General features: G+C 57.1%; 19 protein-coding genes. 4 read left to right on the forward strand and 15 right to left on the reverse strand.

What is annotated here, in order from left to right:
* Positions 1 to 77 precede the first annotated feature (77 nt).
* Positions 78 to 1,145 carry a recombinase RecA gene (gene recA, locus ACR0AM_RS00105; protein ID WP_480621804.1) on the reverse strand — a complete coding sequence of 356 codons (1,068 nt, stop codon included), beginning with the start codon at positions 1,143 to 1,145 and terminating at the stop codon, positions 78 to 80.
* Between the two features lie 192 nt (positions 1,146 to 1,337).
* On the opposite strand from recA, the gene ACR0AM_RS00110 reads away from it, so the two are divergent.
* A complete protein-coding gene (locus tag ACR0AM_RS00110; RefSeq protein WP_480621805.1) occupies positions 1,338 to 1,931 on the forward strand; it encodes a sulfotransferase family 2 domain-containing protein in 594 nt (197 codons plus the stop codon).
* A gap of 4 nt (positions 1,932 to 1,935) precedes the next feature.
* Here ACR0AM_RS00110 and ACR0AM_RS00115 read toward each other — a convergent pair whose 3' ends face one another.
* The 3 genes from ACR0AM_RS00115 to guaB form a co-directional block, all read right to left on the reverse strand.
* Positions 1,936 to 4,227: an ATP-binding response regulator gene (locus ACR0AM_RS00115; protein ID WP_480621806.1), complete on the reverse strand. Its 2,292-nt coding sequence runs from the start codon at positions 4,225 to 4,227 to the stop codon at positions 1,936 to 1,938.
* 108 nt (positions 4,228 to 4,335) lie between these two features.
* Entirely contained in the window at positions 4,336 to 5,493 is a 1,158-nt protein-coding gene (locus ACR0AM_RS00120) for an RsmB/NOP family class I SAM-dependent RNA methyltransferase (RefSeq protein WP_480621807.1), read from the reverse strand.
* 93 nt (positions 5,494 to 5,586) lie between these two features.
* On the reverse strand, positions 5,587 to 7,035 hold the full coding sequence (gene guaB / locus ACR0AM_RS00125; RefSeq protein WP_480517082.1) for an IMP dehydrogenase: 1,449 nt from the start codon (positions 7,033 to 7,035) through the stop codon (positions 5,587 to 5,589).
* A gap of 217 nt (positions 7,036 to 7,252) precedes the next feature.
* Between guaB and ACR0AM_RS00130 the strand changes: the two genes are divergently transcribed.
* Positions 7,253 to 9,298 (forward strand): ASKHA domain-containing protein, encoded by a 2,046-nt coding sequence (locus ACR0AM_RS00130; RefSeq protein WP_480476741.1) that lies wholly within the window; start codon positions 7,253 to 7,255, stop codon positions 9,296 to 9,298.
* 53 nt (positions 9,299 to 9,351) lie between these two features.
* On the opposite strand, the gene ACR0AM_RS00135 is transcribed toward ACR0AM_RS00130, so the two are convergent.
* From ACR0AM_RS00135 to ACR0AM_RS00185, 11 genes are all read right to left on the reverse strand, one after another.
* Positions 9,352 to 10,458 carry an alpha-hydroxy acid oxidase gene (locus ACR0AM_RS00135; protein WP_480621808.1) on the reverse strand — a complete coding sequence of 369 codons (1,107 nt, stop codon included), beginning with the start codon at positions 10,456 to 10,458 and terminating at the stop codon, positions 9,352 to 9,354.
* The gene (gene comE / locus ACR0AM_RS00140; protein ID WP_209503877.1) at positions 10,458 to 11,012 is read right to left on the reverse strand and encodes a sulfopyruvate decarboxylase subunit beta; all 555 of its coding nucleotides are present in this window, start codon (positions 11,010 to 11,012) and stop codon (positions 10,458 to 10,460) included. The genes ACR0AM_RS00135 and comE overlap by 1 nt, the downstream gene beginning before the upstream one ends.
* Positions 11,009 to 11,515, reverse strand: coding sequence for a sulfopyruvate decarboxylase subunit alpha (comD, locus tag ACR0AM_RS00145; protein WP_480517090.1), 507 nt, complete (start codon positions 11,513 to 11,515; stop codon positions 11,009 to 11,011). Before comD ends, comE begins: the two co-directional genes overlap by 4 nt.
* A 46-nt stretch (positions 11,516 to 11,561) precedes the next feature.
* Complete coding sequence (locus ACR0AM_RS00150; protein WP_480472856.1) at positions 11,562 to 11,972, reverse strand: universal stress protein; 411 nt, start codon at positions 11,970 to 11,972, stop codon at positions 11,562 to 11,564.
* A gap of 23 nt (positions 11,973 to 11,995) precedes the next feature.
* Positions 11,996 to 12,976, reverse strand: a complete 981-nt coding sequence (locus ACR0AM_RS00155; RefSeq protein WP_480621809.1) for an alcohol dehydrogenase catalytic domain-containing protein — start codon at positions 12,974 to 12,976, stop codon at positions 11,996 to 11,998.
* Positions 12,973 to 13,734 (reverse strand): SDR family NAD(P)-dependent oxidoreductase, encoded by a 762-nt coding sequence (locus ACR0AM_RS00160; protein ID WP_480517094.1) that lies wholly within the window; start codon positions 13,732 to 13,734, stop codon positions 12,973 to 12,975. Before ACR0AM_RS00160 ends, ACR0AM_RS00155 begins: the two co-directional genes overlap by 4 nt.
* On the reverse strand, positions 13,727 to 15,034 hold the full coding sequence (gene hisD / locus ACR0AM_RS00165; RefSeq protein ID WP_480517096.1) for a histidinol dehydrogenase: 1,308 nt from the start codon (positions 15,032 to 15,034) through the stop codon (positions 13,727 to 13,729). Before hisD ends, ACR0AM_RS00160 begins: the two co-directional genes overlap by 8 nt.
* 12 nt (positions 15,035 to 15,046) lie before the next feature.
* Positions 15,047 to 16,375, reverse strand: a complete 1,329-nt coding sequence (locus tag ACR0AM_RS00170; protein WP_480517098.1) for a TRAP transporter large permease — start codon at positions 16,373 to 16,375, stop codon at positions 15,047 to 15,049.
* Between the two features lie 11 nt (positions 16,376 to 16,386).
* Positions 16,387 to 16,899, reverse strand: a complete 513-nt coding sequence (locus ACR0AM_RS00175) for a TRAP transporter small permease (RefSeq protein ID WP_480517100.1) — start codon at positions 16,897 to 16,899, stop codon at positions 16,387 to 16,389.
* A gap of 108 nt (positions 16,900 to 17,007) precedes the next feature.
* Entirely contained in the window at positions 17,008 to 18,153 is a 1,146-nt protein-coding gene (locus tag ACR0AM_RS00180; protein WP_480557873.1) for a TRAP transporter substrate-binding protein, read from the reverse strand.
* 23 nt (positions 18,154 to 18,176) lie between these two features.
* On the reverse strand, positions 18,177 to 18,362 hold the full coding sequence (locus tag ACR0AM_RS00185) for a hypothetical protein (RefSeq protein WP_480472868.1): 186 nt from the start codon (positions 18,360 to 18,362) through the stop codon (positions 18,177 to 18,179).
* A 134-nt stretch (positions 18,363 to 18,496) separates the two neighbouring features.
* Between ACR0AM_RS00185 and ACR0AM_RS00190 the strand changes: the two genes are divergently transcribed.
* Together ACR0AM_RS00190 and ACR0AM_RS00195 are read left to right on the forward strand one after the other, a co-directional pair.
* Positions 18,497 to 19,519 carry a LacI family DNA-binding transcriptional regulator gene (locus tag ACR0AM_RS00190; protein WP_480621810.1) on the forward strand — a complete coding sequence of 341 codons (1,023 nt, stop codon included), beginning with the start codon at positions 18,497 to 18,499 and terminating at the stop codon, positions 19,517 to 19,519.
* Between the two features lie 382 nt (positions 19,520 to 19,901).
* Positions 19,902 to 21,122, forward strand: a complete 1,221-nt coding sequence (locus ACR0AM_RS00195) for an APC family permease (RefSeq protein WP_480621811.1) — start codon at positions 19,902 to 19,904, stop codon at positions 21,120 to 21,122.
* The last annotated feature ends 18 nt before the right edge of the window (positions 21,123 to 21,140 follow it).

The following is a 21,140-nucleotide window of genomic DNA, read 5'->3' on the forward strand; positions in this document are numbered from 1 at the left end:
AGACGACCCGATCAGGCCGCCTTGTTACAACTGTTGCAGTCTTTACGCAGAGGCTACGGATCACCCGCCTCAGGGCATCAGGCCTCCAGAATATCGTCATCCTCGGCAAACCCTGGCGACAAGTCGAATTCCAGCCCATGCGCCGCGCGGATCTTGTCTTCGATATCCAACGCCACCCGGCTGTTTTCCCGCAGGTATTGTTTGGCGTTCTCACGCCCCTGCCCGATCCGCTCATCACCATAGCTGAACCAAGACCCGGACTTTTCGACAACACCGGCTTTGACACCCAAATCCAGCAATTCGCCCATCTTCGAGATGCCTTCGCCATACATGATGTCGAACTCGACCTGCTTGAACGGCGGGGCCACCTTGTTCTTCACAACTTTTACGCGGGTCTGGTTCCCGACCACCTCATCCCGGTCCTTGATCGCGCCAATCCGGCGGATATCCAGCCGAACCGAGCTATAGAATTTCAGCGCGTTGCCACCGGTTGTGGTTTCCGGACTGCCGAACATTACGCCGATCTTCATCCGGATCTGGTTGATGAAGATGACCATGCAGTTCGAGCGGCTGATCGAGCCTGTCAGTTTGCGCATCGCCTGGCTCATCAGTCGGGCCTGCACACCGACACTGCTGTCGCCCATGTCCCCTTCGAGTTCCGATTTCGGCGTCAGGGCAGCGACCGAGTCGACAACAACCATATTGACCGCGCCCGAGCGCACCAGAGTATCCGTGATTTCAAGCGCCTGCTCACCGGTATCGGGCTGCGAGATCAGAAGCTCATCCAGATCAACACCCAGCTTGCGGGCATATTGCGGGTCCAGAGCGTGTTCCGCATCCACGAACGCGCAAACTCCACCCCGCTTTTGCTGCTCAGCTATACAATGAAGGGTCAAAGTGGTTTTGCCCGAGCTCTCAGGCCCGTAAATCTCAACAATACGCCCCATCGGCAGTCCGCCGATACCCAGCGCGATATCCAGACCCAGCGACCCGGTCGAGCTCGCCTCGATGTCCTGCCGGGCATCTTCGCCCAGTTTCATGATCGATCCCTTGCCGAACTGCCGTTCGATCTGGGCCAGCGCACTGTCAAGCGCCTTTTGCTTGTCTGCGTTTTTCTTGTCGCTCATAGTCAGAAGATCCACCATTGTCCTGTCGCCTTCCCTTTTGTCACACCCTTAATCGGGCGGCAATCGCTGCTTTGTTCGCCTCTTGTTCCTTATGAGATCAAAAAGAGAACATTTCAACCAAAACTTACAGAAATCAGTCTTCTGCAATTGTGTTAAAGAGTCGTTTACGACAATCTGCACAAGTAACATGGCAATTTTTCGGATCGGTAAATGCTTGTTTTTTATAAAGAACGACTGGCTTTTCTTTCTGTCCCCAAGACCGGAAGCACGGCTTATCATACGGCGTTGCGTGACCGGGCAGATCTCATCGTTTCACATCCACCAGAGCTGAAACACGCCCCGGTGCGTCGGTATGACCGGTTTTTCCAGACCATGTTTCGAAAACTGTTTGATACCGAGATGGAAATTATGGCCGTTGTGCGCGAGCCGTTGGATTGGCTGGGCAGCTGGTACCGGTTCCGCAGTCGCGAAGACTTGATAGGTCAACTACGCTCGACACGTGACATGAGTTTTGACACGTTCGTGCAAGCCTATTTGCAGGACACACGTCCCGAATTTGCCAATGTCGGCAGCCAGGCGCAATTCTTCCGTACCCGCAACGACAGCGCTGGCGCTCGTCATATCTTCAAATACGAACATCAGGACAAGGTGTTGGATTTTCTGCAAACACGGCTGGACATGCAGATCGATCTGAAGCGCGAAAACGTTTCGCCTCAGGGAGATTTGCATCTGTCACCTGCTACCGAACAAAAGTTTCGAAATGCCTTCCCGGAAGAATTTGCGCTGCACAAAGCCGCATTGTGATTCATCAGTTGAGTTGTTGAAACACGGCCTCAGTCAGTTGGTTGAGGGAAAACGGCTTGGGCAGAAAGGTTGAGTTGGCAATATCCGGACCCGTATCACCGAAAACGCCTTCGGTATACCCGGACACGAAGATCACACGCGCGTCCGGGCGCGTCTCCCTGGCCTTGCGCACCCAGGTCGGCCCGTCCATTCCCGGCATGACTACATCAGTGACAAATACGTCAACATTTAACGCGGAATCTTCAAGCAATCGAAGCGCCTCTTCCGCCGAGTCCGCCTCGAGCACGGTGTAACCCTTCAGCCGCAGGGCGCGCGTTGCAAATGCACGAACAGGCGCCTCATCCTCGACCAGCAGCACCACGCCCTCACCCTGCCTGGCGCTCTGAGATTCGGGCTGGGCTGGCAACTCGGCTTCGACTTCGGTCGCTGTCTCACAAACCGGAAGGAAAACCGTGAACTCGGTACCCCGTCCAATAGCACTGTCGACAAAGATAAACCCGCCGGTCTGCTTGACGATCCCGTATGCCGTTGACAACCCCAACCCGGTGCCTTCTCCAGTTCGTTTCGTGGTGTAGAAGGGTTCGAAAATCTTCTGCAGCTTATCTGCTGGGATACCAACACCGCCATCCACAACCTTGACTGTCACATAATCGCCCGGTTGTACGGTTGCCCTGTCCCGCATGAGAGGTTGAAAAAGGGTCAACACACTGGTTTCAATGCGAATTTCACCCCCGTCTGACATGGCATCTCGTGCGTTAACGACAAGGTTCATCAGCACCTGCTCAAGTTGACGCTTGTCCGCCCGCACGGGTTTGAGCACCGGATCGTGGCTCAGCGTTAATTGCACCTTTTCGCCAACCAAACGGTTCAGCAGGTGAATAAGGTCCGAGATCGTGTCACGCAGATCCAATACTTCGGGCCTGAGGGTTTGTTTCCGCGAAAACGCCAAAAGCTGACTTACCAATGCGGCGGCCCGGTTGGCATTCTGGTTGATCTGCACCAAATCCCCGTAATCCGGGTCATTCTGGTCATGGCGCAACAGCAACAGATCGCAGTGACCGGAAATAGCCGTCAGCAGGTTGTTGAAATCATGTGCTACACCTCCGGCCAATTGCCCTACGGCCTGCATTTTCTGGCCCTGAACGAATTGAGCTTCCAGCGTCTTCAGTTCAGTCGCATCGTTCAGAACCGCGATCAAGCATATCTTTCCGTCGACAAACACGCGGCTCAGGGTGACTTGAACAAAGATTTCCTTGTCGCCTCTAATGAACTGCAAGAACTCTGATCGCTGCGTTTCTTCATGCGCTTCGGTCCGTTTCAACCAATCCAGCACAGGGCCACTCATGCCCCGCATGATGTCGCTGATGTTACAGCCTTCAAGCTGCTTCTTTCCCAACAGTTTCGCCGCCAGCCGATTACTGTCCAGGATGATGCCGTCCTCGGAAAGCCTGAGAATTGGAACCGGAAGGTCGGAGAAAGACATGACCGCATCCCGTGCGGGCATCTGCGTAATCGGTAACAAACAAAGGCTTCGTTCCGACCCGGATTGAGAAAGTTCGGACACGGCTGCCAGAATATGACCATCGCGGGTCCTGACCGCGTTGACAGCTCCAATCCGCGGTTCTGCTTCGCTGAAAATATCCTGCACTCCGGCAGGGTGCGCACCAAACAAACGCTCGGCCGTGGCATTGACGCGCAATACATCACCTGCGCGTCCAATGGTTACAACCGGCAAGCCAAGGGTTTGCCAACTATACTGTTGAACGTAGTTAAAGCTCCAGCAGAACAGCCCCGGCCTCAATCGATGCACGGAAACTGAAATGGACCGGCCGCCACCGGGAAACTCGCTCTGGGCGCGTCCCGCGGATTGCGCACGTGATTGCAGGCTTAGTAAAATCGCCGATGGATTGGCAAACTTGGAGCGTAAACAGCGGGCCAGGGTTTCGCCCCGTACGGCCCCCAACTTTTTCTCCGCCAGGACGTTCGCGGCCAATATGTCACCATTCCCGTTTGAGATCACAACCGGAGCATCCTCGCGCTCTGCGAAAGCGGCCAAAAGGGCCGATATCTGATGCAAATTCCTGTTTGTAATCGCCCCCTTGATCCCAAACAAAAGCGCCACACCCAACAGGGAGATGCCTGTTGCCAGCAATCCTTTTGTCCAGTCCGACGGCATAAATCCAACCGCAGGTGCCAGGCTGATCAACAGCGCCAGAAACACCAACGACCCGATCCGAAACACCGATGGAGTATTGGCGGCTGAAGGGGCTGGAAAGAACTCAGTGATGTCAGGCATAAACGGCTCGGGCACATGTTTTGCGGTAGTAACAGGTAAAATTGGTTAACACTCGCCTAACGGCGCTAAAAAACAATTCAGCTACCCAAGGTTGTATTTACTGAAAGATCAGCGCGTCAAGTGTGACGTAAAGAATCCGTCGGACCCGCGCGTTACCTGCCATGCGTGCCGGAAGGTTTCGCGCCAGCCCGCATGTTGCGCCAGAAACCTGTCGACAACCGCATCGTTCTCGTCCGCAAGAACCGAGCATGTCGCATATGCCAGCACTCCACCTGCTTGGACGAACGGCGTGATTTGTGCAAGAATGTCAGCTTGGATGAGCGTGAGATCTTGCAAACGTTCTTCAGTCAATGCCCATTTACCTGCTGGTGCGCGCCGCCACGAACCGCTGCCGGAACACGGGGCGTCGGCCAAAATGACGTCAAAAGGCCCGTGATTGGCAAGCTCTGTGTTGTTCAGGATGGTTATTCTGGCCCCTGCCCGTTCTGCCCGCGCCGGAACATCCTTCATTCGGCGTGCGTTTACATCATGAGCGTACACTTCGACACCCTTGTAGGCCGCAATCGCAAGCGACTTGCCACCGCCTCCGGCGCAGTAGTCCAAAACGCGCATTCCAGGGCGCAGACCCAAGGCAGCAACGACAGCCTGACTTGCCGCATCCTGAAGCTCGACCAAACCCTGAGCGTAAGCCTGACTTAGCGCGATCCGACGCGCCCCTTCTGTCACCTCCAGAGCAGTCTCGCATAACGGTGTTGGACGGGCTGAAATACCGTCGGTCGCCAAAGTATCAATCGCCCGGGTTATATTCGTTTTCAACATATTGACCCGTAGAAAAACCGGGGCGCGCTCTTGCAATGCCAATGCGCACGGCACGGCGGCATCGTTCAAGGATGCAACGAACCGTGGCCACAGCCAGTCGGGAAGATCATATCTCTCGGCGTCGGATGCAAAAGCTCTTGATATTTCGTCATTTTGAAGGGCTTCCGGCGCGTGGCGGTCGCCGGTAAACAACTCAACCGGATCTTCACCCGATGCGCGAATTGCGCCGATCATCAGGCCGCGGCCAGTTCCGGAACCACCCAACGCAGCAAACGAGCGTTTGCAACGCAAAGCATCAAACACATGATCGCGAATAGCTGCCCGATCCTTGGAGCCCGCAAACCTGCTGCGCCGTGCCCAACCGGTCAGCGCCTTTTCAACCGGGGCCCCGGCCAGAATGTCGTCCAGAATTTCAATCGAGGCCTGAACGCGGGCAGCAGGTGTCATCACGGATTACCTTGGCTGAAACAGGCCGTGACAGGCCAATCCAAAATCACTACGGCACCCCGTGCATGGGTGCCGTATGTCATGCGCAACGGCTTACATCAGCCGGTAGTTCGGGCTTTCACGTGTGATCTGAACATCGTGTACGTGGCTCTCTTTCAGACCTGCGCCCGTGATCTTCACGAATTGGCAGTTTCTGCGCATCTCTTCGACAGTCGCGCAGCCGGTGTATCCCATCGCAGCGCGCAAACCACCAACAAGCTGGTGGATCACTGCGCTGGCTGATCCTTTGTAAGGAACCTGCCCTTCGATCCCTTCGGGTACCAGCTTGTCATTTGCCGCGTCCTTCTGGAAATACCGATCCGCCGATCCGCGCGCCATCGCACCAAGACTGCCCATACCGCGATAGGATTTGAACGACCGGCCCTGATACAAAATGACCTCACCCGGGCTTTCATCTGTGCCCGCGATCATCGAACCGACCATGGCGCAAGACGCGCCGGCCGCAATTGCCTTGGCAAAATCGCCCGAGAACTTAATGCCACCATCCGCAATGACCGGAACATCCCCCGCCGCAGCCGCACAATCACTGATCGCGGTCAGCTGAGGGACACCAACGCCCGCCACCATGCGAGTTGTACAGATCGAGCCGGGGCCAATGCCCACCTTGATGGCGTCAGCACCCGCGTCGATCAGCGCCTTGGTCGCCTCGCCTGTAGCCACGTTTCCGGCAATGATCTGAACCTCGTTCGACAGAGTCTTGACCCGTCTGACCGCATCCAGCACCCCCTGAGAGTGACCATGCGCCGTATCGACGACGATGATATCCACGCCCGAAGCCACCAGCTGCTCGGACCGCTCAAAACCCGCGTCCCCAACCGAAGTCGCGGCAGCCACTCGCAGGCGGCCAAGCCGGTCTTTGCACGCAGTTGGGTTCAGAACCGCCTGTTCGGTGTCTTTCAGCGTTAGCAGACCTGTCAGTTTTCCCGTGCCGTCGACCACCAGCAGCTTTTCGATACGACGGGCCCGCATCAGGCTTTTGGCCTCTTCCAGATCGGCGGGTTCTTTCAGCATTGCCAGGTTTTCCGAGGTCATCATCGCCTTGATCGGCGTGTCTTCGGAATTGGCAAAGCGCATATCCCGGTTGGTTACGATACCAACCACGCGACCATCCGCGTCAACTACCGGGAAACCGGTGAAATTATAGCGCTCGACCAGAGCCTTCGCATCGGCCAGGGTCTGATCCGCGCGCAAGGTAACAGGGCTATAGACGATACCCGACTCGAACCGTTTGACGCGGCGAACCTCGCGAGACTGCTCTTCTACAGAAAGGTTCTTGTGGATGACCCCAATACCGCCTGCCTGTGCCATGGCAATGGCCATGCGCGCCTCGGTCACCGTGTCCATGGCCGAGCTCAGCAGCGGGATGTTCATGGTAATCTCACGCGTGACACGCGTGGTTGTGTCCGCTGTTGCCGGCAGCACTGAAGATGCGGCCGGAACCAGAAGAACGTCGTCAAAGGTGAGTGCCTCACGAATCTGCATCTGAATACCCCATGCAAAAGCCCGTTTGGCGGTGACCCTATTGCATGGATTGAACCAAAGGAAAAGCCCTTGGGGGCAACTCTGTGGCTCCAGTTGCCTATACAGCCAAAGAAAACGACGCATGCCGCGCAAATCGTGCCGCTGTTAGCCCTTTCCCTTTGCGCTCAAACCAATATCTTGCCGGGAAAACGCGCGAACACAAAAAGGCATGTCACTCATGACCACCGACCCACTTGTCGTCTTTACCCCGTCCGGCAAACGCGGGCATTTTCCTGTCGGCACGCCAATTCTGACCGCAGCCCGCCAATTGGGAGTGGATCTGGATTCGGTCTGCGGGGGCCGTGGTATCTGTTCAAAGTGTCAGATCACCCCAAGCTATGGCGAGTTTCCCAAGCACGGCGTCACGGTGGCCCAGGATGCGCTGAGCGAATGGAACGCGGTCGAGCAGCGATATGACGACAAGCGTGGCCTGAAACCCGGTCGTCGTCTGGGCTGTCAGGCCTCGGTTCAGGGCGATGTCGTGATCGACGTGCCGCCGGAAAGCCAGGTACATCGTCAGGTCGTTCGCAAAGCCGCCACCGCACGCGCCATCACCATGGATCCAGCAACTCGTCTGTATTTCGTGGTGGTCGAAGAACCCGACATGCATTCGCCAACCGGTGATCTGGAGCGCCTTGAACGCGCGCTGCGCGAACAGTGGAATATTGACGCGGTCACGGCGGACCTGTCACTTTTATCCAAGTTGCAACCGGTTCTGCGCAAAGGCAAATGGGAAGTCACTGTGGCCGTTCACAAAGGTCACAAGGACAGCGTCGCACGCATTGTCGAAATCTGGCCCGGCTTGCACGAAGGCGGGCTGTATGGGCTGGCCATCGACCTTGGCTCAACTACGATTGCGGCTCACCTGACCGACTTGGAAACCGGCGAGGTCAAGGCTTCATCGGGCCTGATGAACCCGCAAATCCGCTTTGGCGAAGACCTGATGAGCCGTGTTTCATATTCCATGATGAACCCCGGCGGGGATCAGGAAATGACAAAAGCCGTGCGCGAGGCGATCAATGATCTGACCACCTCAATCGCTGAAGAAGCCGGCATTGACACCGCGCTGATCGTGGAAACGGTGTTTGTCTGCAACCCGGTCATGCACCATCTGCTTCTGGGTCTGGACCCGGTGGAGTTGGGTCAGGCGCCTTTTGCCTTGGCATCGTCCGAGTCGATGTCCCTGCCCGCACGCGAGATGGAACTGACCAACATGAACCCTCGCGCGCAGGTCTATATCCTACCTTGCATCGCGGGCCATGTAGGCGCGGATTGTGCGGCGGTTGCCCTGTCCGAGGAACCCGGTATTTCCGAGGATTTGGTTCTGATCGTCGATGTGGGCACCAATGCCGAAATCCTGCTGGGCAACACCAGCCGAGTTCTGGCCTGTTCCTCACCCACCGGGCCTGCGTTTGAAGGCGCTCAGATCAGTTCTGGCCAGCGCGCAGCACCCGGCGCGATCGAGCGGATCGAAATCGATCCCCTCACCAAGGAACCCCGCTTTCGCATCATTGGGTCCGAGAAATGGTCGGACGAAGACGGCTTTGACCTTGATGTCGCCACCACTGGTATCACCGGTATCTGCGGCTCGGGCATTATCGAAGCTGTGGCCGAGATGCGTATGGCCGGCCTTCTGGATGAAAGCGGCCTGATCGGATCGGCCGAGCAGACTGGAACGGCCCGCTGCATCCCCGAAGGCCGCACTCACGCTTACCTGATTCACGATGCCAGCGCCGAAGGTGGCCCCCGCATCACTGTCACGCAAGGCGACATCCGCGCCATCCAACTGGCCAAATCCGCGCTTTATGCCGGTGCGCGTCTGCTGATGGACGAGATGGAAGTCGACAAGGTGGATCGAGTGGTTCTGGCCGGTGCCTTTGGCGCCCACATTTCAACCAAGCACGCAATGGTTCTGGGCATGATCCCTGATGCTCCGCTGGACAAGGTCACCAGCGCGGGTAACGCCGCTGGTACAGGCGCGCGGATTGCGCTGTGCAATATCGGATCACGCGCTGAAATCGAACGCGTCGTGCGCGAGATCACCAAGATCGAAACCGCAATTGAGCCGAAGTTCCAAGATCATTTCGTGGCCGCCAACGCGATCCCGCACAAGACCGATCCGTTCCCGGAACTGGCGCAGGTTGTCACGTTGCCCAATCCAAGCTTCAACACAGGCGGAGAAAGCGAAACAGGCGGTGGACGCCGCCGCAGACGCCGCGGTTAAACCAGCATAGGAACGACTCGAAGGTACGCCTCGGGTCGTTCTCCATATTTGGTTCAGGTTGAGCGTCGCACCTCGTCCAGCGACGAAACGCCCATCTGCGCCATGGCAATACTCATTTCATCACTCAGCACAGACCACAGCTGCTCAAGCCCTTCTTCCCCTTCTGCCGCGATTGCAAATTGCAGGATGCGGCCGAAGAAGGCAAAATCTGCCCCGTTTGCCAAGGCTTTCAAAACATCCTCGCCCGAGCGCAAACCGCTGTCGTAAAACAGCGGATAATCCGGACCGACGGCGTTCCGAATTTCCGGCAATACGGCAATCGGCGCTGGCGCACTGTCCAACTGGCGCCCTCCGTGGCTTGAGACCTGAATGGCATCGACACCTGCCGACTTGAGGCGCAACGCGTCTTCAGCATCCAGAACGCCTTTGACCACCAGCTTCCCGGCCCACTGTTCGCGCAGACGGGCCAAAGTCTCCCAAGTCGCCTTGGCCCGGCTTTCCCGACGATCAAAATCATATCCGCCCATCAGGAAATTCGCCATACCGGGCTTGCCCCGCAGCAGCGTGGACAGCGACCACCGCGGATGAAGCGCAAAATCAAGCACCTGTTTCGGGCCCATTTTGAACGGCATTCTGAACCCATGGCGCAATTCACGCGGGCGACGCCCCACTTCGGGCACGTCCACCGTCAGCACCAGCGTTTCGTACCCCGCAGACTTTGCGCGATCGACCAGCTTGAATGTACCACTGCCATCACCGCTGAAATACAGTTGAAACCAGGCATGTCCTTCTGCCTCGAGAATCAGGTCTTCCATCGGAGTCGATGCGACGGTTGATACCCCAAGCGGCACCTCGTACCGCGCCGCAAGACGTGCCAGCATCAGGTCTGCACCGGGGGCCGACAGGTTGCACATACCCATCGGTGCGATGCCAAACGGGCGCTGGGTCGACCTGCCAAAGACGGAACAAGCAAGCGACCTTTCACTGACGTCTTTCAGAATCCGTGGACGAAGGATCTGCGCATCCAGTGCAGCCCTGTTTCGGGTTGCGCCAACCTCGGCCCCGGCAGACCCATCGATATAGTCAAACACCATCCACGGCAGGCGCCGCCGGGCCAGGCGGCGCGCGTCTTCGGAACTGTGGATAGCGCTGGATAGCATCAGGCCTGTACGGCCTTCATGAACCGGTCGCGGATCACCACCGGATCCATCGTGATAACCGGCATCTTGGCATTTCCGCTTTCACACTTGGCCACAATGATGGTCATCTGTTTCGAATCCAGCGCTTCTTGCAGCACGCGGCCGGTATCTTCGGCCTGACATTCGATTACGCGCTCGCATCCTGCGGCTTCCGCCATTTTCGCCAGAGAGGTCTTCTGCCCCGCATATGTCGGCTGATCCCCAGTGGACCCGTACGACCCATTGTCGACGATCAACAGGATATAGTTGTCCGCCACGTTATTGGCGATGGTCGGCAAGGTACCCAGATTGGTCAGGACCGACCCATCCCCATCGATCACGATAACAGGCTTGGGCTGCGACAAGGCCAGACCCAGACCGATGGATGAGGCCAGCCCCATCGTGCCCAGCATGTAGAAATTGGTGGGCTGGTCGTCGATGGCATGCAGTTCCTGACTTGGAATGCCGATGTTACAAACAACAAGCTGATCGCGCAGGATCGGAGCGATTTCTTTCAGAATTTCAGAACGGATCATTGGTCGCCATAGCCTCCCCAGAAACTGGCATCGGTCAAAATGGCGACCGGTTTGTTGCACATAAAGGTGTATTTGAGGATCGCGTCGAGTTCCTCAACATCTGACTGATGGTGGAAGTGATAAGTCGGGATATTCAACTGAGCCAACAGCGCTTTTGTATGCACAGCCATTTCAACCTGGCAGGCAACCGGTTCGCGCAGCTCTCCGCGATAGGAAATCAGCATGGGCAAAGGCATGCGATAATACTGGATCAGTGTCGCCAGCGTGTTGATCGTCACACCGATTGCGGTGTTTTGCATGATGATCGCGGGACGCTTGCCGCCCATCCATGCTCCGGCGCACAGGCCCATCCCCTCGTCTTCCTTGTTGGACGGGATGTGATGGATGTCCTCTCGCTGGTCGATTTCAGCGATGACGCCTGCCAGTTGCTTGCAGGGGACGGTGGTGACGAACGAGATATCGTTGGCCACCAGATCGTCGGTTATCTTCTTGTCTATGTTCATGGTCGGGCTGTTGGTCCTGTTGGGGCGCATGGTGCGATGAAGGAAATCAGGTTCTGCGGTGTACGTGTACAGCGCAGGGGGCATGACGAACGACGCGTGACGCTGTCGATCCCAAAAAATAGTCGCTCAGGTCCGGTTTGTGGGAACCTATAACAATGCAGTCCACATTGTTGCTGGTCGCGTAGTCAATAATGGTGCGGGCGGTGTGCCCTTTAATGATTTCGGCTTTCACACCGTCGAGCCCGTCAACCTTTTGCAACAATGCCCCCCTCGCACGTTCGAACCCTTCGGCCACTGCGGACTTGTCCAGATAGGCGCTGACCGATCCCTGTGGCATTTCGTAGACATGTAAGCCTATGATCTCGGCCCCGTTTTCCGATAAGGCACGCGCGACTTCCAGCGTATGTTGTGAAATGCCGTGATCCAAAGCCATCGGGACCAGAATTTTCTTGTACATGGTGGCCTCCAGTTCTGTCGGGTTTATCCCCAGGGTCTCAGGATAATCTTCGGTGCGGCTACGGAGCCAGAGCGGATATCGCGAAACGCCTGGGCGCCATCGGCCAGTGCACGCTCTTCAACCCAATTCAGGGCGCCAAGACGGCCGTCAAAGATCGCTTGAGCGGTGTCGCGGAAATCCTGCGCGGAGTAGGTGTAGGATCCGATAAAGGTAATTTCCTGCAAGGTCATGCGACGCACGTCCAGACCTCCGGCATCTTCACCCAATCCGACATGCACGATCACGCCGCCCGGCGCGGCCATGGCCGAAGCGACCGACCGTGTCGCGGCATATCCGACAGCATCAATGACCAACGGGAAAGACCCATTGGGCGCATCCATGAGTGCAAAACTTTCGATTTCCGCCAGAAAAGCCCGGCGCAACGCGTTTGGTTCCGCGATTGTAACGTCTTCAATGCCCTGTGCCCGCAGGGCCAAGGCCGCCGCAAGGCCAATGGCCCCACCGCCAATCACCAAGGCGCGGCGGTCCATCGCAGAATGCAGAGCCTCGATCCCCAATCTGACTGCGTGCCAGCTTACCGCCAGAGGTTCGGCCAGCGCAGCTTTGGCGAAAGAGACATCCTCGGGCACGTCGACAAGATTGTTGCCGGGCATCGAGACGTATTGCGCGAAAGCCCCCTCACGCGGTGGCATCGAGATAATCTGACGATCCGGGCACAGATTCTCGCGACCCGTCCGACATGCAGCGCATTGACCACAGCTTACCAGCGGATTGATCGTTACCCGATCACCGGCACGTAATCCGTCGACAATGACACCTGCCGCCTCGTGCCCGAGGATCAGGGGCGCTGAGCGACGTGCATCATGGCCCAGATAGGCGTGCATGTCCGATCCGCAGATGCCGACCGCCTCGACCCGGATCAGGTGTTCCGATGCGCCCGGTTCAGCATTCGGCACATCGTCGAACACCATTTGTTCAACACCTTTGTAAACCAGAGCCTTCATTTGGCTGTAAACCCTCCGTCAACCATCAAAACCTGCCCCGTGACATAGTCAGACGCCCGAGAGCATAAGAACAAGATCGGCCCGTCAATATCCTGCATCCGCCCATTGCGTCCGATACAGGTTTGCTCGGCGTTCCGTTCTGCGCGCTTGGAGTCGTCGAACACGGCCTGCGTCAGTTCGGTGGGGAAGAACCCCGGCCCGATGGCGTTGGCGGTTATGCCAAAGGGCGACCAGGCCTCGGCCATGGCGCGTGTCAACTGCCCGATCCCCGCCTTGGATGCGCCATAGGCGATACCACCAGGAAAAGCGCGCGTTGTTTGCAGCGAGGCGAAATTGACAATACGCCCCCACCCCTTTTCCTTCATCGCCGGAACCATCGCCTGGCTGAGGAAGAACGGTGCGCTGAGGTTTAGGGCAAGCGTGGCATCCCACCCCTCAGGAGTAACATCATCCGCAGCCTCACGCGTGTTCACCCCAGCCGCATGGACTAGAATATCGGGGGGGTCAAACTTGGAAGCGACGGCCTGCGTCAGCGCATTCACCCCATCGCGATCTGCAACGTCTGCAACAACCGCTGCAGCGCGCGTGCCAATCTCGGCCTGCATCTGTGCCAATGCCTCGCTGCGCCGGGCTACGCCGACAACACGCGCACCGGCAGCGGCAAGAGTCCGAGCCACTTGCCGCCCAAGCCCCGAGCTGGCACCGGTGATACACGCCACCCGGCCTGTCAGGTCGAATAAAGTGCGCGGGTCATCCATCGGCGGTCAAGTCGAACTGCTCGTCCGGGAAATACTTCGCAAGACGCACATCTGCGGCGCGGGCGTGACCTTCCATTCCTTCCAACCGCGATATCCGCGCGGTCGCTTCGGCAATGGGCTTCGACCCTTCGCGCGTGGCCCGCTGCCAAGTAACGATCTTCATGTACTTATGGACACTCAACCCGCCAGTATAGCTGGCCGCGCCCGATGTTGGCAGAACATGGTTCGTACCGGTCGCCTTATCACCGTATGACACGGTGGTTTCCTCGCCCAGAAACAGCGATCCATAACAGGTCAGCCGTTCCAGCCACCAGTCCAGATCCTCAGCCTGAACCGTCAGATGCTCAGGTGCATATTCGTCGGAACAGGCGGCCATCTCTTCGCGGTTGGAACAGACGATAACCTCGGCATAGTCGCGCCATGCGGCCGAGGCGTTTTCGCGGTTCAATTCTGGCAGATCGGCGATTAGCGCAGGCACCAGTTCCATCACTTTTTGCGCAAGGCCACGATCATCAGTGACCAGCCAGACCGGTGAGTTGTATCCGTGCTCCGCCTGACTGACCAAATCGGTGGCGACGACATGCGCATCGGCAGACTGATCGGCAAGGATCAAACTGTCGGTCGGACCTGCGATCATGTCGATACCAACCTTGCCGTATAGGATGCGCTTGGCTTCGGCCACGAATTGATTGCCGGGGCCCACAAGGATGTTGGCGCGTGGCAAACCAAACAGACCGTAGGTCATGGCGGCAACGCCCTGCACGCCCCCCATAGCCAGAATGCTGTCGGCCCCACTGATATGGGCCGCATAAACGATGGCAGGCGCAACCCCTTCGCCAGGGCGCGGAGGCGAGCAGGCCGTGATGTGGCGACATCCCGCAACCTTGGCGGTGGTCACTGTCATAATTGCGCTGGCGATGTGGCTGTATCGCCCACCCGGCACGTAACACCCCGCAGCATCCACTGGAATCGCCTTCTGCCCAGCAACGAAGCCCGGCACGATCTCAGTCTGGACGTCAGAAACGGTGGCTTTTTGCGTCTCGGCAAAGCGCCGAACGTTGTCGTGGGCGAAACGGATGTCGGCCTTCAGCTTTTCAGAAACTTTTGCACAGGCGGCCTCAATCTCAGCCGGGGTCAGCAAGACATTCCCTTCGTACTTGTCGAACTTGGCGGCATATTCTCTTGCCTTTGCATCACCGCCCGCCTCGATATCGGTCAGAATGGTCTTCACTGTATCATGCACCTCTGAGGCGTGTGATTGAGCCGTTAAAGTTGCCTTTTTCAGATATTCGCGAGGCATGTTCAGCAGGTCCTATTGGTAGATTTCAGGTAACAATGTTGTCGACACGGCTGGCACGTAGGCGATCAGGATCACCACGATCAGCATGGTCAATACGAAAGGCACAGCTCGGGCGGCTATCTTCAGAATGGATTCACCGGTAATGCCAGACACGACGAACAGGTTCAGCCCAAGCGGCGGGGTGATAAAGCCCACTCCCAGTGCGGTGATCATCATGATGCAGAACTGGATCTCGTTCATGCCGATATTGTCAGCCAATGGTTTCAGGATCGGTGCCAGGATCACGATATTCGGTGTCGTCTCCATGACGCAGCCCGCTGCGATCAGGATGCCGATCATCAGCAGGATCAGCAGATACGGATCGTCTGTCAGCGAGGTCACCGAAGTGACAAACCCTTGCGGAACGCCCATGATCGCCAGCGCCTCGGCCAGCGGTGCCGAAAAGGCGATGATCGGCAGGATCACCCCATTCACCTTGGCAGAGCTGACCAGCATCGACGGAAAATCTGCCAATGTCAGCGTGCGCAGGATGAAGCCCATGATGATGGTGACGACAACAGCCGTGGCACCAGCCTCAGTCGGCGTAAGTCGGCCCGAAAAGATGCCATAAAAGATAATCCCCGGTACGATAAAGGCATACCAGCCGGACCTGAGCGCCTTGCCCAGATTGGCGAACCACTCCCCCATGGTCATCATTCCGCCGCCTTCGTAAGCATAAAGGCGGTTCATGATGATGTTGGTGATCAGGATCGACACCAGGATAGCCAGACCCGGGATCAGAGCGGCCAGAAAAAGCGTCGATGCAGAGATACCCAGCACAAGGCCAATGATGATATAGGCGATTGAGGGCGGTATCAGAATACCGGTGCAGGCACCGGCGGCGACCAGAGCACAGGCGTAGGGGCGCGGATACCCGCTTTCCACCAACCGGTTGATTGTCATCCGGCCGACCGCAGCAGCCCCGGCGGCATCCGACCCCGAAATCGCCGCAAACATTCCGCAGACCAGCACCGTGGCCGATCCGAAACCACCCTTGGCGAAGCATGTCAAAGCCTCGGCAACATCCAGAAACTTGCGTGACAACCCCGTCCGTACCAGAACATCCCCGGTCAGGATAAACAAGGGCACGGCAGTCAGGGCAAAAGCGTCGATGCCGGTAAACAGGCTCTCTCCGACAAGGCTGAGAGGAAGGTCACCGGACATGATCAGCATTACGATCGCAGCCGTTCCAATGGCCGCCCAAACCGGTACGGCCAAGGCGATCAGGGCAACAAACAGGATCACCGGCAGATAAAAATCCCAGCCCAGTTCAACGGTTTGATTGAGGGAGTTCCAAAGCATCCGGTTTCTCCTCAGTCAAACAGTTTGTCGCCTTCGAAGACGGGCGTGCCGTCGCGAAGGCATTTCAGATCGCGCAACAGGGATTGGATCAGTCGCCAGATCATCAGGGCAAACCCGGTCGGCACAGCCATCAGGAACCAAACCTTGGAAATCCGCAAACCGTCCGTAACGGAACCAAACTTGGCCGAAACGTGAACCGCTTCATACGACCAGTAGAGTGCGATGATCGCCACCATGAACATCACCAGATCGCCGAAGATATAAAGCAGCGCTTTGGGGCGCGGCCCGACATAGTGCATGATCACATCGATCCGGATATGGGCCCGCTCTTTCACCGCGGCAGCCGCACCTATCCAAGCCAGGTAGATAAAGGAATACCGTACGATTTCCTCGCCCCAGATCGAGGAATAGGCGAATATCTCGCGCCGCAGCACCTCGATGGCCATAGTGATCACCAGCATCACGTAGAACACCAGCAGCAACCAGCGTTCGGCGTTTCGGTCAATTTTCTGAAGAACGGTCATCTGATCCTCCGGCGATGGAACAGCCAGGTCCGCACCTGCCTTGTCGGGCCGCTGTTGGCCGCGCGGTACAAGAATCGTGGACGCCAGCAGGCGCCCACGGGTTTCACCTTAGGCGTCGTGGACGTAATATTTACCCTGCGTACCAGCCGCTTCGACCAGCTTCTCAAAGTTGTCCATCGAACCAGCCAGTTCCGTCTTGAACGGATCCCATTCCGAACGCTGATACCCACCGGCATCCTGCCATTCCGCCAGCTGATCATCGCTGAGCGAATGGAATTCAACACCAGCCTTGTTCAACTCGGCCATGGCATAGGCGCGGGCCGACGGAACCTTGGACAGGTTCTGATGACCAGTCATCTCGGCACCCCACATGATGCCTTCCTGCACGTCAGCAGGCATCGAGTTGAACCACTCCAGATTACAGGAATAAACCTGACTGTCCGGAACGGCCTGCGTGAAGGTCACATGGCTGAGGATGTCCTTGAAACCGAAAACATACAGCGCCCCTACCGACGGGTCGAGCGCGTCGGCAACACCCTGCTTGATCGCCGAAGGCGTTTCACCCCATGCGACAGGCGTCGGGTTGGCACCGACCATGCGATAGTATTGTTGCAGCATCTTCGATCCGGGAACGCGGAACTTGATCCCGCCCATATCTCCCGGGGTTATGACCGCATTGCCGCCCTGCCGGACTGCGACAACACGCGGATCGATATTCACGTAGAACAAAGCTTTGAAGCCTGCCGCCTCGACCTTGGGGTGGACTTCGCTTTTCCACGTGTCTGAATGGACAAGGTTGGTGAAGCGCTGGTTCGACCCGCACAGATACGGCATGTTGATCAGGTCGACCGTGGACGCAAAAGGCGCAAAATTCGACAGAGAATGCTGCGCGGCCTGAATCGTTCCACCCTGTACTTTCTGCACCAGCGCGCCGCCCGCGCCTAGCTGGCCACCGGGGGCCAATTTGACATAGACCTTGCCGTTGGTGGCATTCTGGATGTTTTCCTTCAGGTCCAACTGCATGATGGGATAGCTGCGCGACGCGCCCAGCACATAGGCTGTCGCCACCGTCATAACATGGTCAGCGGCCTTCTCACGCTCACTCTCTTCTTTTGCGGTTTGCGCGGCGGCCTCTGAAGACCACAAAACACCCCCAACCCCGGCAACCAATGCGGCTGTAAACGCGCCACTTGCGCTCAGCTTCAGAAAGTTGCGGCGCTCTGCTGACGCCAGTTCAATCTTGTCGTTGTTCATGAATTGCCCTCCCAAGCAAAAGTTCAGCTGCCGTTCGTTGCGTTTCGGTCAGCTTCCTTTTTCAGAATTGCGACAACGAACAAAATCGACGCCGCGAACAGAACCAACATCTCTCCTACGTCGCCAAGAAACGCGCGGCCTGCGAAAGCACCCAAAGCAACGTTGGCGAAATAGATCGCGAAAACGACGATAGATGCAGCAAGGACCATTTCCGGGACTCCCTTTCAGAATCGGCTCAACACCTTTGTAAGCGCTTACATCAATATTGCAAGCGCTTACATTGACCCTTTCATCATCTGAAAAATGCGATTAACTTAAGCCAACCAGAATTGAGAGTTCGAGAATGTCAAAAAATCGGTCTGCTCCGACACTGGATGACGTTGCCAAGGCCGCGGGCGTTTCGACCGCGACAGTGTCCCGGTGTCTGAACAACCCGCAGCAAGTTGTTGAAGCAACGCGCAAGCGTGTCCTGTCGACGGTTGAAGAATTGGGGTACACGCCAAATTTCGCGGCCCGCGTGATGGCGGCCAAGCGGTCATTTACCATTGGCGCCATCATCCCCACCATGGAAAACGCGATATTCGCAAGGGGGTTGCAGGCGTTCCAGGAAGAGATACATCAGCGTGGTTACACATTGCTGGTCTCCAGTTCAGCCTATGAGCCCGAAGCGGAAAAGGATCAGATCCGAACCCTGGTCGCACGGGGTGCAGATGGGCTGTTATTGATCGGTCATGACAGGGACGCAGATATTTATGATTACCTGGACAGACGGAAAGTGCCCGCGCTGGTTGCCTGGTCCTTTCTGCCGGACAATCCTGTGCCGTCAGTTGGGTTCGACAACTGCAAAGCCATGAAAGCGCTGGCAGACCAGATCATCAGACAGGGACATTCACGTCTTGCGACAATATCGGGTATCAGTTCGGGCAATGACCGGGCGCGGCTCAGGATCGCAGGGATAAAAAGCGCCATGGCTGACCACGGCCTGCAGCCGGATGACCTAATGGTGATCGAAACCACGTATGAATTCGAAAATGGCGCGACGGCGTTCAGGGATCTCATGGCGACTGACACGCCGCCGACCGCCGTTTTGTGCGGAAACGATGTTCTGGCTGTCGGCGCATTGAGACAGGCGCAAAAAATGGGGCTCCGAGTGCCCGAAGACGTGTCGATTACCGGCTTTGACGACATCGAAATCGCGCGCATTGTCAGCCCTGCCCTGACAACGGTTCACGTGCCCCACCGTGAAATGGGTCAAAAAGCTGCGCAGGAGTTGATACGGATGATCGAAACGAACTCTGCGGGCCAGTCTTTGGAGCTTTCGACCTATTTGGTCACCCGAGACTCCCTGCTTGACCGCATTCCTTAAGGCTCAGGAAGTTCGGCGATTTGTTCCCGAGTTTATTGCGTGTGAAAGGTGCACCGTTCTACGATTCAGTATGACGATCCGCTTTCATTGACCTGAATCAAGGCACGCAATACGACCACATAGTGAAGTACGAATATATCAACGGGCCCGACGCTCACCTGCCTGACCCCAAGCAAATTTACCGGTGATCAGTATTTCAACGGCGCGAAGGTTTCACTCCAGGGGCGCGGCAAATGCGAGGCGCACTCTTCTGCCGACTACGCTCTGGCTTCTCGGGACCAAACGCACGTCAGTCACTCATATGATCGAGGCAACGGGACCAAGCAGAGAAACTTTAATGCCAACCCAAGACACGCAACGCATTCCAATTGGCGGATAGATGATGTCCATCGTTGAACAAAATACACCAAAGCTGCGACGGGCGCTGACGACCCCGCTGCTCACGCTCTATGGGCTTGGGGTAACCGTCGGCGCTGGAATATACGTGCTTGTTGGTGCGACGGCCGGGATTGCGGGCCCATTTGCCGCTGTTTCGTTCCTGATTGCCGCGCTTGTTGTTGCGCTGACTGCCCTGTCCTACGCAGAACTGGCAACCCGATATCCTGTGAGTGCGGGTGAAGCCGCTTATGTCGAAGCAGGGTTTCAGAAAAGCTGGATGGCCGTGCTGGTCGGTCTCGCCGTGGCCGCCTCGGGCATCATCTCGGCCTCGGCCGTGGCTATCGGGGCCGCGTCGTACCTTCAAACGCTTACAGGTTTAGGCATTTCAAGTCTGACAATCGGTGTAGTTCTGGTCATGGGGCTGATCGCCCTATGGGGGATCACGCAGTCGGTAATGGTGGCGGCAGTCATTACCATCATAGAAATCAGCGGGCTACTCGTCGTTATTGGTTGGGGCCTGTCCCTTCCTGAGCCTCAGGGCTATGCGCTCACCCAGATGGTTCCCGGGCTGGACCCAAACGCCTGGAGAGGGATATTGGCCGCTTCGCTTCTGGCGTTTTTCGCCTTTGTGGGTTTCGAGGACATGGCGAATGTCGCTGAAGAAGTTAAAGACCCCGCCGGAACAATCCCGAAAGCGATCCTGTTGACGCTTATTCTGGCTACGGTCTTGTATCTTGGTACGTCCATGACTGTTCTGTATGTGGTGCCGATCGATGTCCTTTCGACGTCCGCCGCGCCGCTGGCCCTGATTTTTACGGACGCGCCCGATGTTATCCAGCAGGGGTTTTCAGCCATTGCCATCGTTGCGACGATCAATGGTGTTCTGATCCAGATGATCATGGCATCCCGCGTGATTTACGGGCTCGCGGATCGGGATCATTTGCCAAAGTTTCTGGCTAAGGTATCTCAGGTCACTCAGACGCCAACGGTATCGACAATCATGGTCACGGCGATAATCCTGTTGCTGACCCAAACGCTTCCAATCGCCATTCTGGCCGAGCGGACGTCGCAAATTGTTCTGGGAGTCTTTGTGCTGGTCAATCTGTCACTGATCCTTTTGAAGACCCGGGCTGAAACCGATGAACCGCAGTTCCGCGTGCCGCTTGTTGTTCCCCTCTTTGGGGTGGTGACCAGTTTGTTGCTTTTTGCGTCCGCATTTCTGTAACCCTGTGTCATTAGGTCA

This window comes from Ruegeria sp. AD9 (assembly GCF_056542305.1).

Excerpts from the sequence above, each read along its gene's own strand:
- comE (WP_209503877.1), bottom strand. The coding sequence starts at position 11,012 with ATGATCCGTTCTGAAATTCTGAAAGAAATCGCTCCGATCCTGCGCGAT.
- ACR0AM_RS00175 (WP_480517100.1), bottom strand. The coding sequence starts at position 16,899 with ATGACCGTTCTTCAGAAAATTGACCGAAACGCCGAACGCTGGTTGCTG.
- ACR0AM_RS00130 (WP_480476741.1), top strand. The coding sequence starts at position 7,253 with ATGACCACCGACCCACTTGTCGTCTTTACCCCGTCCGGCAAACGCGGG.
- ACR0AM_RS00120 (WP_480621807.1), bottom strand. The coding sequence starts at position 5,493 with ATGACACCTGCTGCCCGCGTTCAGGCCTCGATTGAAATTCTGGACGAC.
- ACR0AM_RS00190 (WP_480621810.1), top strand. The coding sequence starts at position 18,497 with ATGTCAAAAAATCGGTCTGCTCCGACACTGGATGACGTTGCCAAGGCC.
- guaB (WP_480517082.1), bottom strand. The coding sequence starts at position 7,035 with ATGCAGATTCGTGAGGCACTCACCTTTGACGACGTTCTTCTGGTTCCG.
- ACR0AM_RS00135 (WP_480621808.1), bottom strand. The coding sequence starts at position 10,458 with ATGCTATCCAGCGCTATCCACAGTTCCGAAGACGCGCGCCGCCTGGCC.
- ACR0AM_RS00180 (WP_480557873.1), bottom strand. The coding sequence starts at position 18,153 with ATGAACAACGACAAGATTGAACTGGCGTCAGCAGAGCGCCGCAACTTT.
- ACR0AM_RS00170 (WP_480517098.1), bottom strand. The coding sequence starts at position 16,375 with ATGCTTTGGAACTCCCTCAATCAAACCGTTGAACTGGGCTGGGATTTT.
- ACR0AM_RS00110 (WP_480621805.1), top strand. The coding sequence starts at position 1,338 with ATGCTTGTTTTTTATAAAGAACGACTGGCTTTTCTTTCTGTCCCCAAG.
- comD (WP_480517090.1), bottom strand. The coding sequence starts at position 11,515 with ATGAACATAGACAAGAAGATAACCGACGATCTGGTGGCCAACGATATC.
- ACR0AM_RS00160 (WP_480517094.1), bottom strand. The coding sequence starts at position 13,734 with ATGGATGACCCGCGCACTTTATTCGACCTGACAGGCCGGGTGGCGTGT.
- ACR0AM_RS00185 (WP_480472868.1), bottom strand. The coding sequence starts at position 18,362 with ATGGTCCTTGCTGCATCTATCGTCGTTTTCGCGATCTATTTCGCCAAC.
- ACR0AM_RS00150 (WP_480472856.1), bottom strand. The coding sequence starts at position 11,972 with ATGTACAAGAAAATTCTGGTCCCGATGGCTTTGGATCACGGCATTTCA.
- ACR0AM_RS00195 (WP_480621811.1), top strand. The coding sequence starts at position 19,902 with ATGTCCATCGTTGAACAAAATACACCAAAGCTGCGACGGGCGCTGACG.
- ACR0AM_RS00155 (WP_480621809.1), bottom strand. The coding sequence starts at position 12,976 with ATGAAGGCTCTGGTTTACAAAGGTGTTGAACAAATGGTGTTCGACGAT.
- ACR0AM_RS00115 (WP_480621806.1), bottom strand. The coding sequence starts at position 4,227 with ATGCCTGACATCACTGAGTTCTTTCCAGCCCCTTCAGCCGCCAATACT.
- hisD (WP_480517096.1), bottom strand. The coding sequence starts at position 15,034 with ATGCCTCGCGAATATCTGAAAAAGGCAACTTTAACGGCTCAATCACAC.
- recA (WP_480621804.1), bottom strand. The coding sequence starts at position 1,145 with ATGGTGGATCTTCTGACTATGAGCGACAAGAAAAACGCAGACAAGCAA.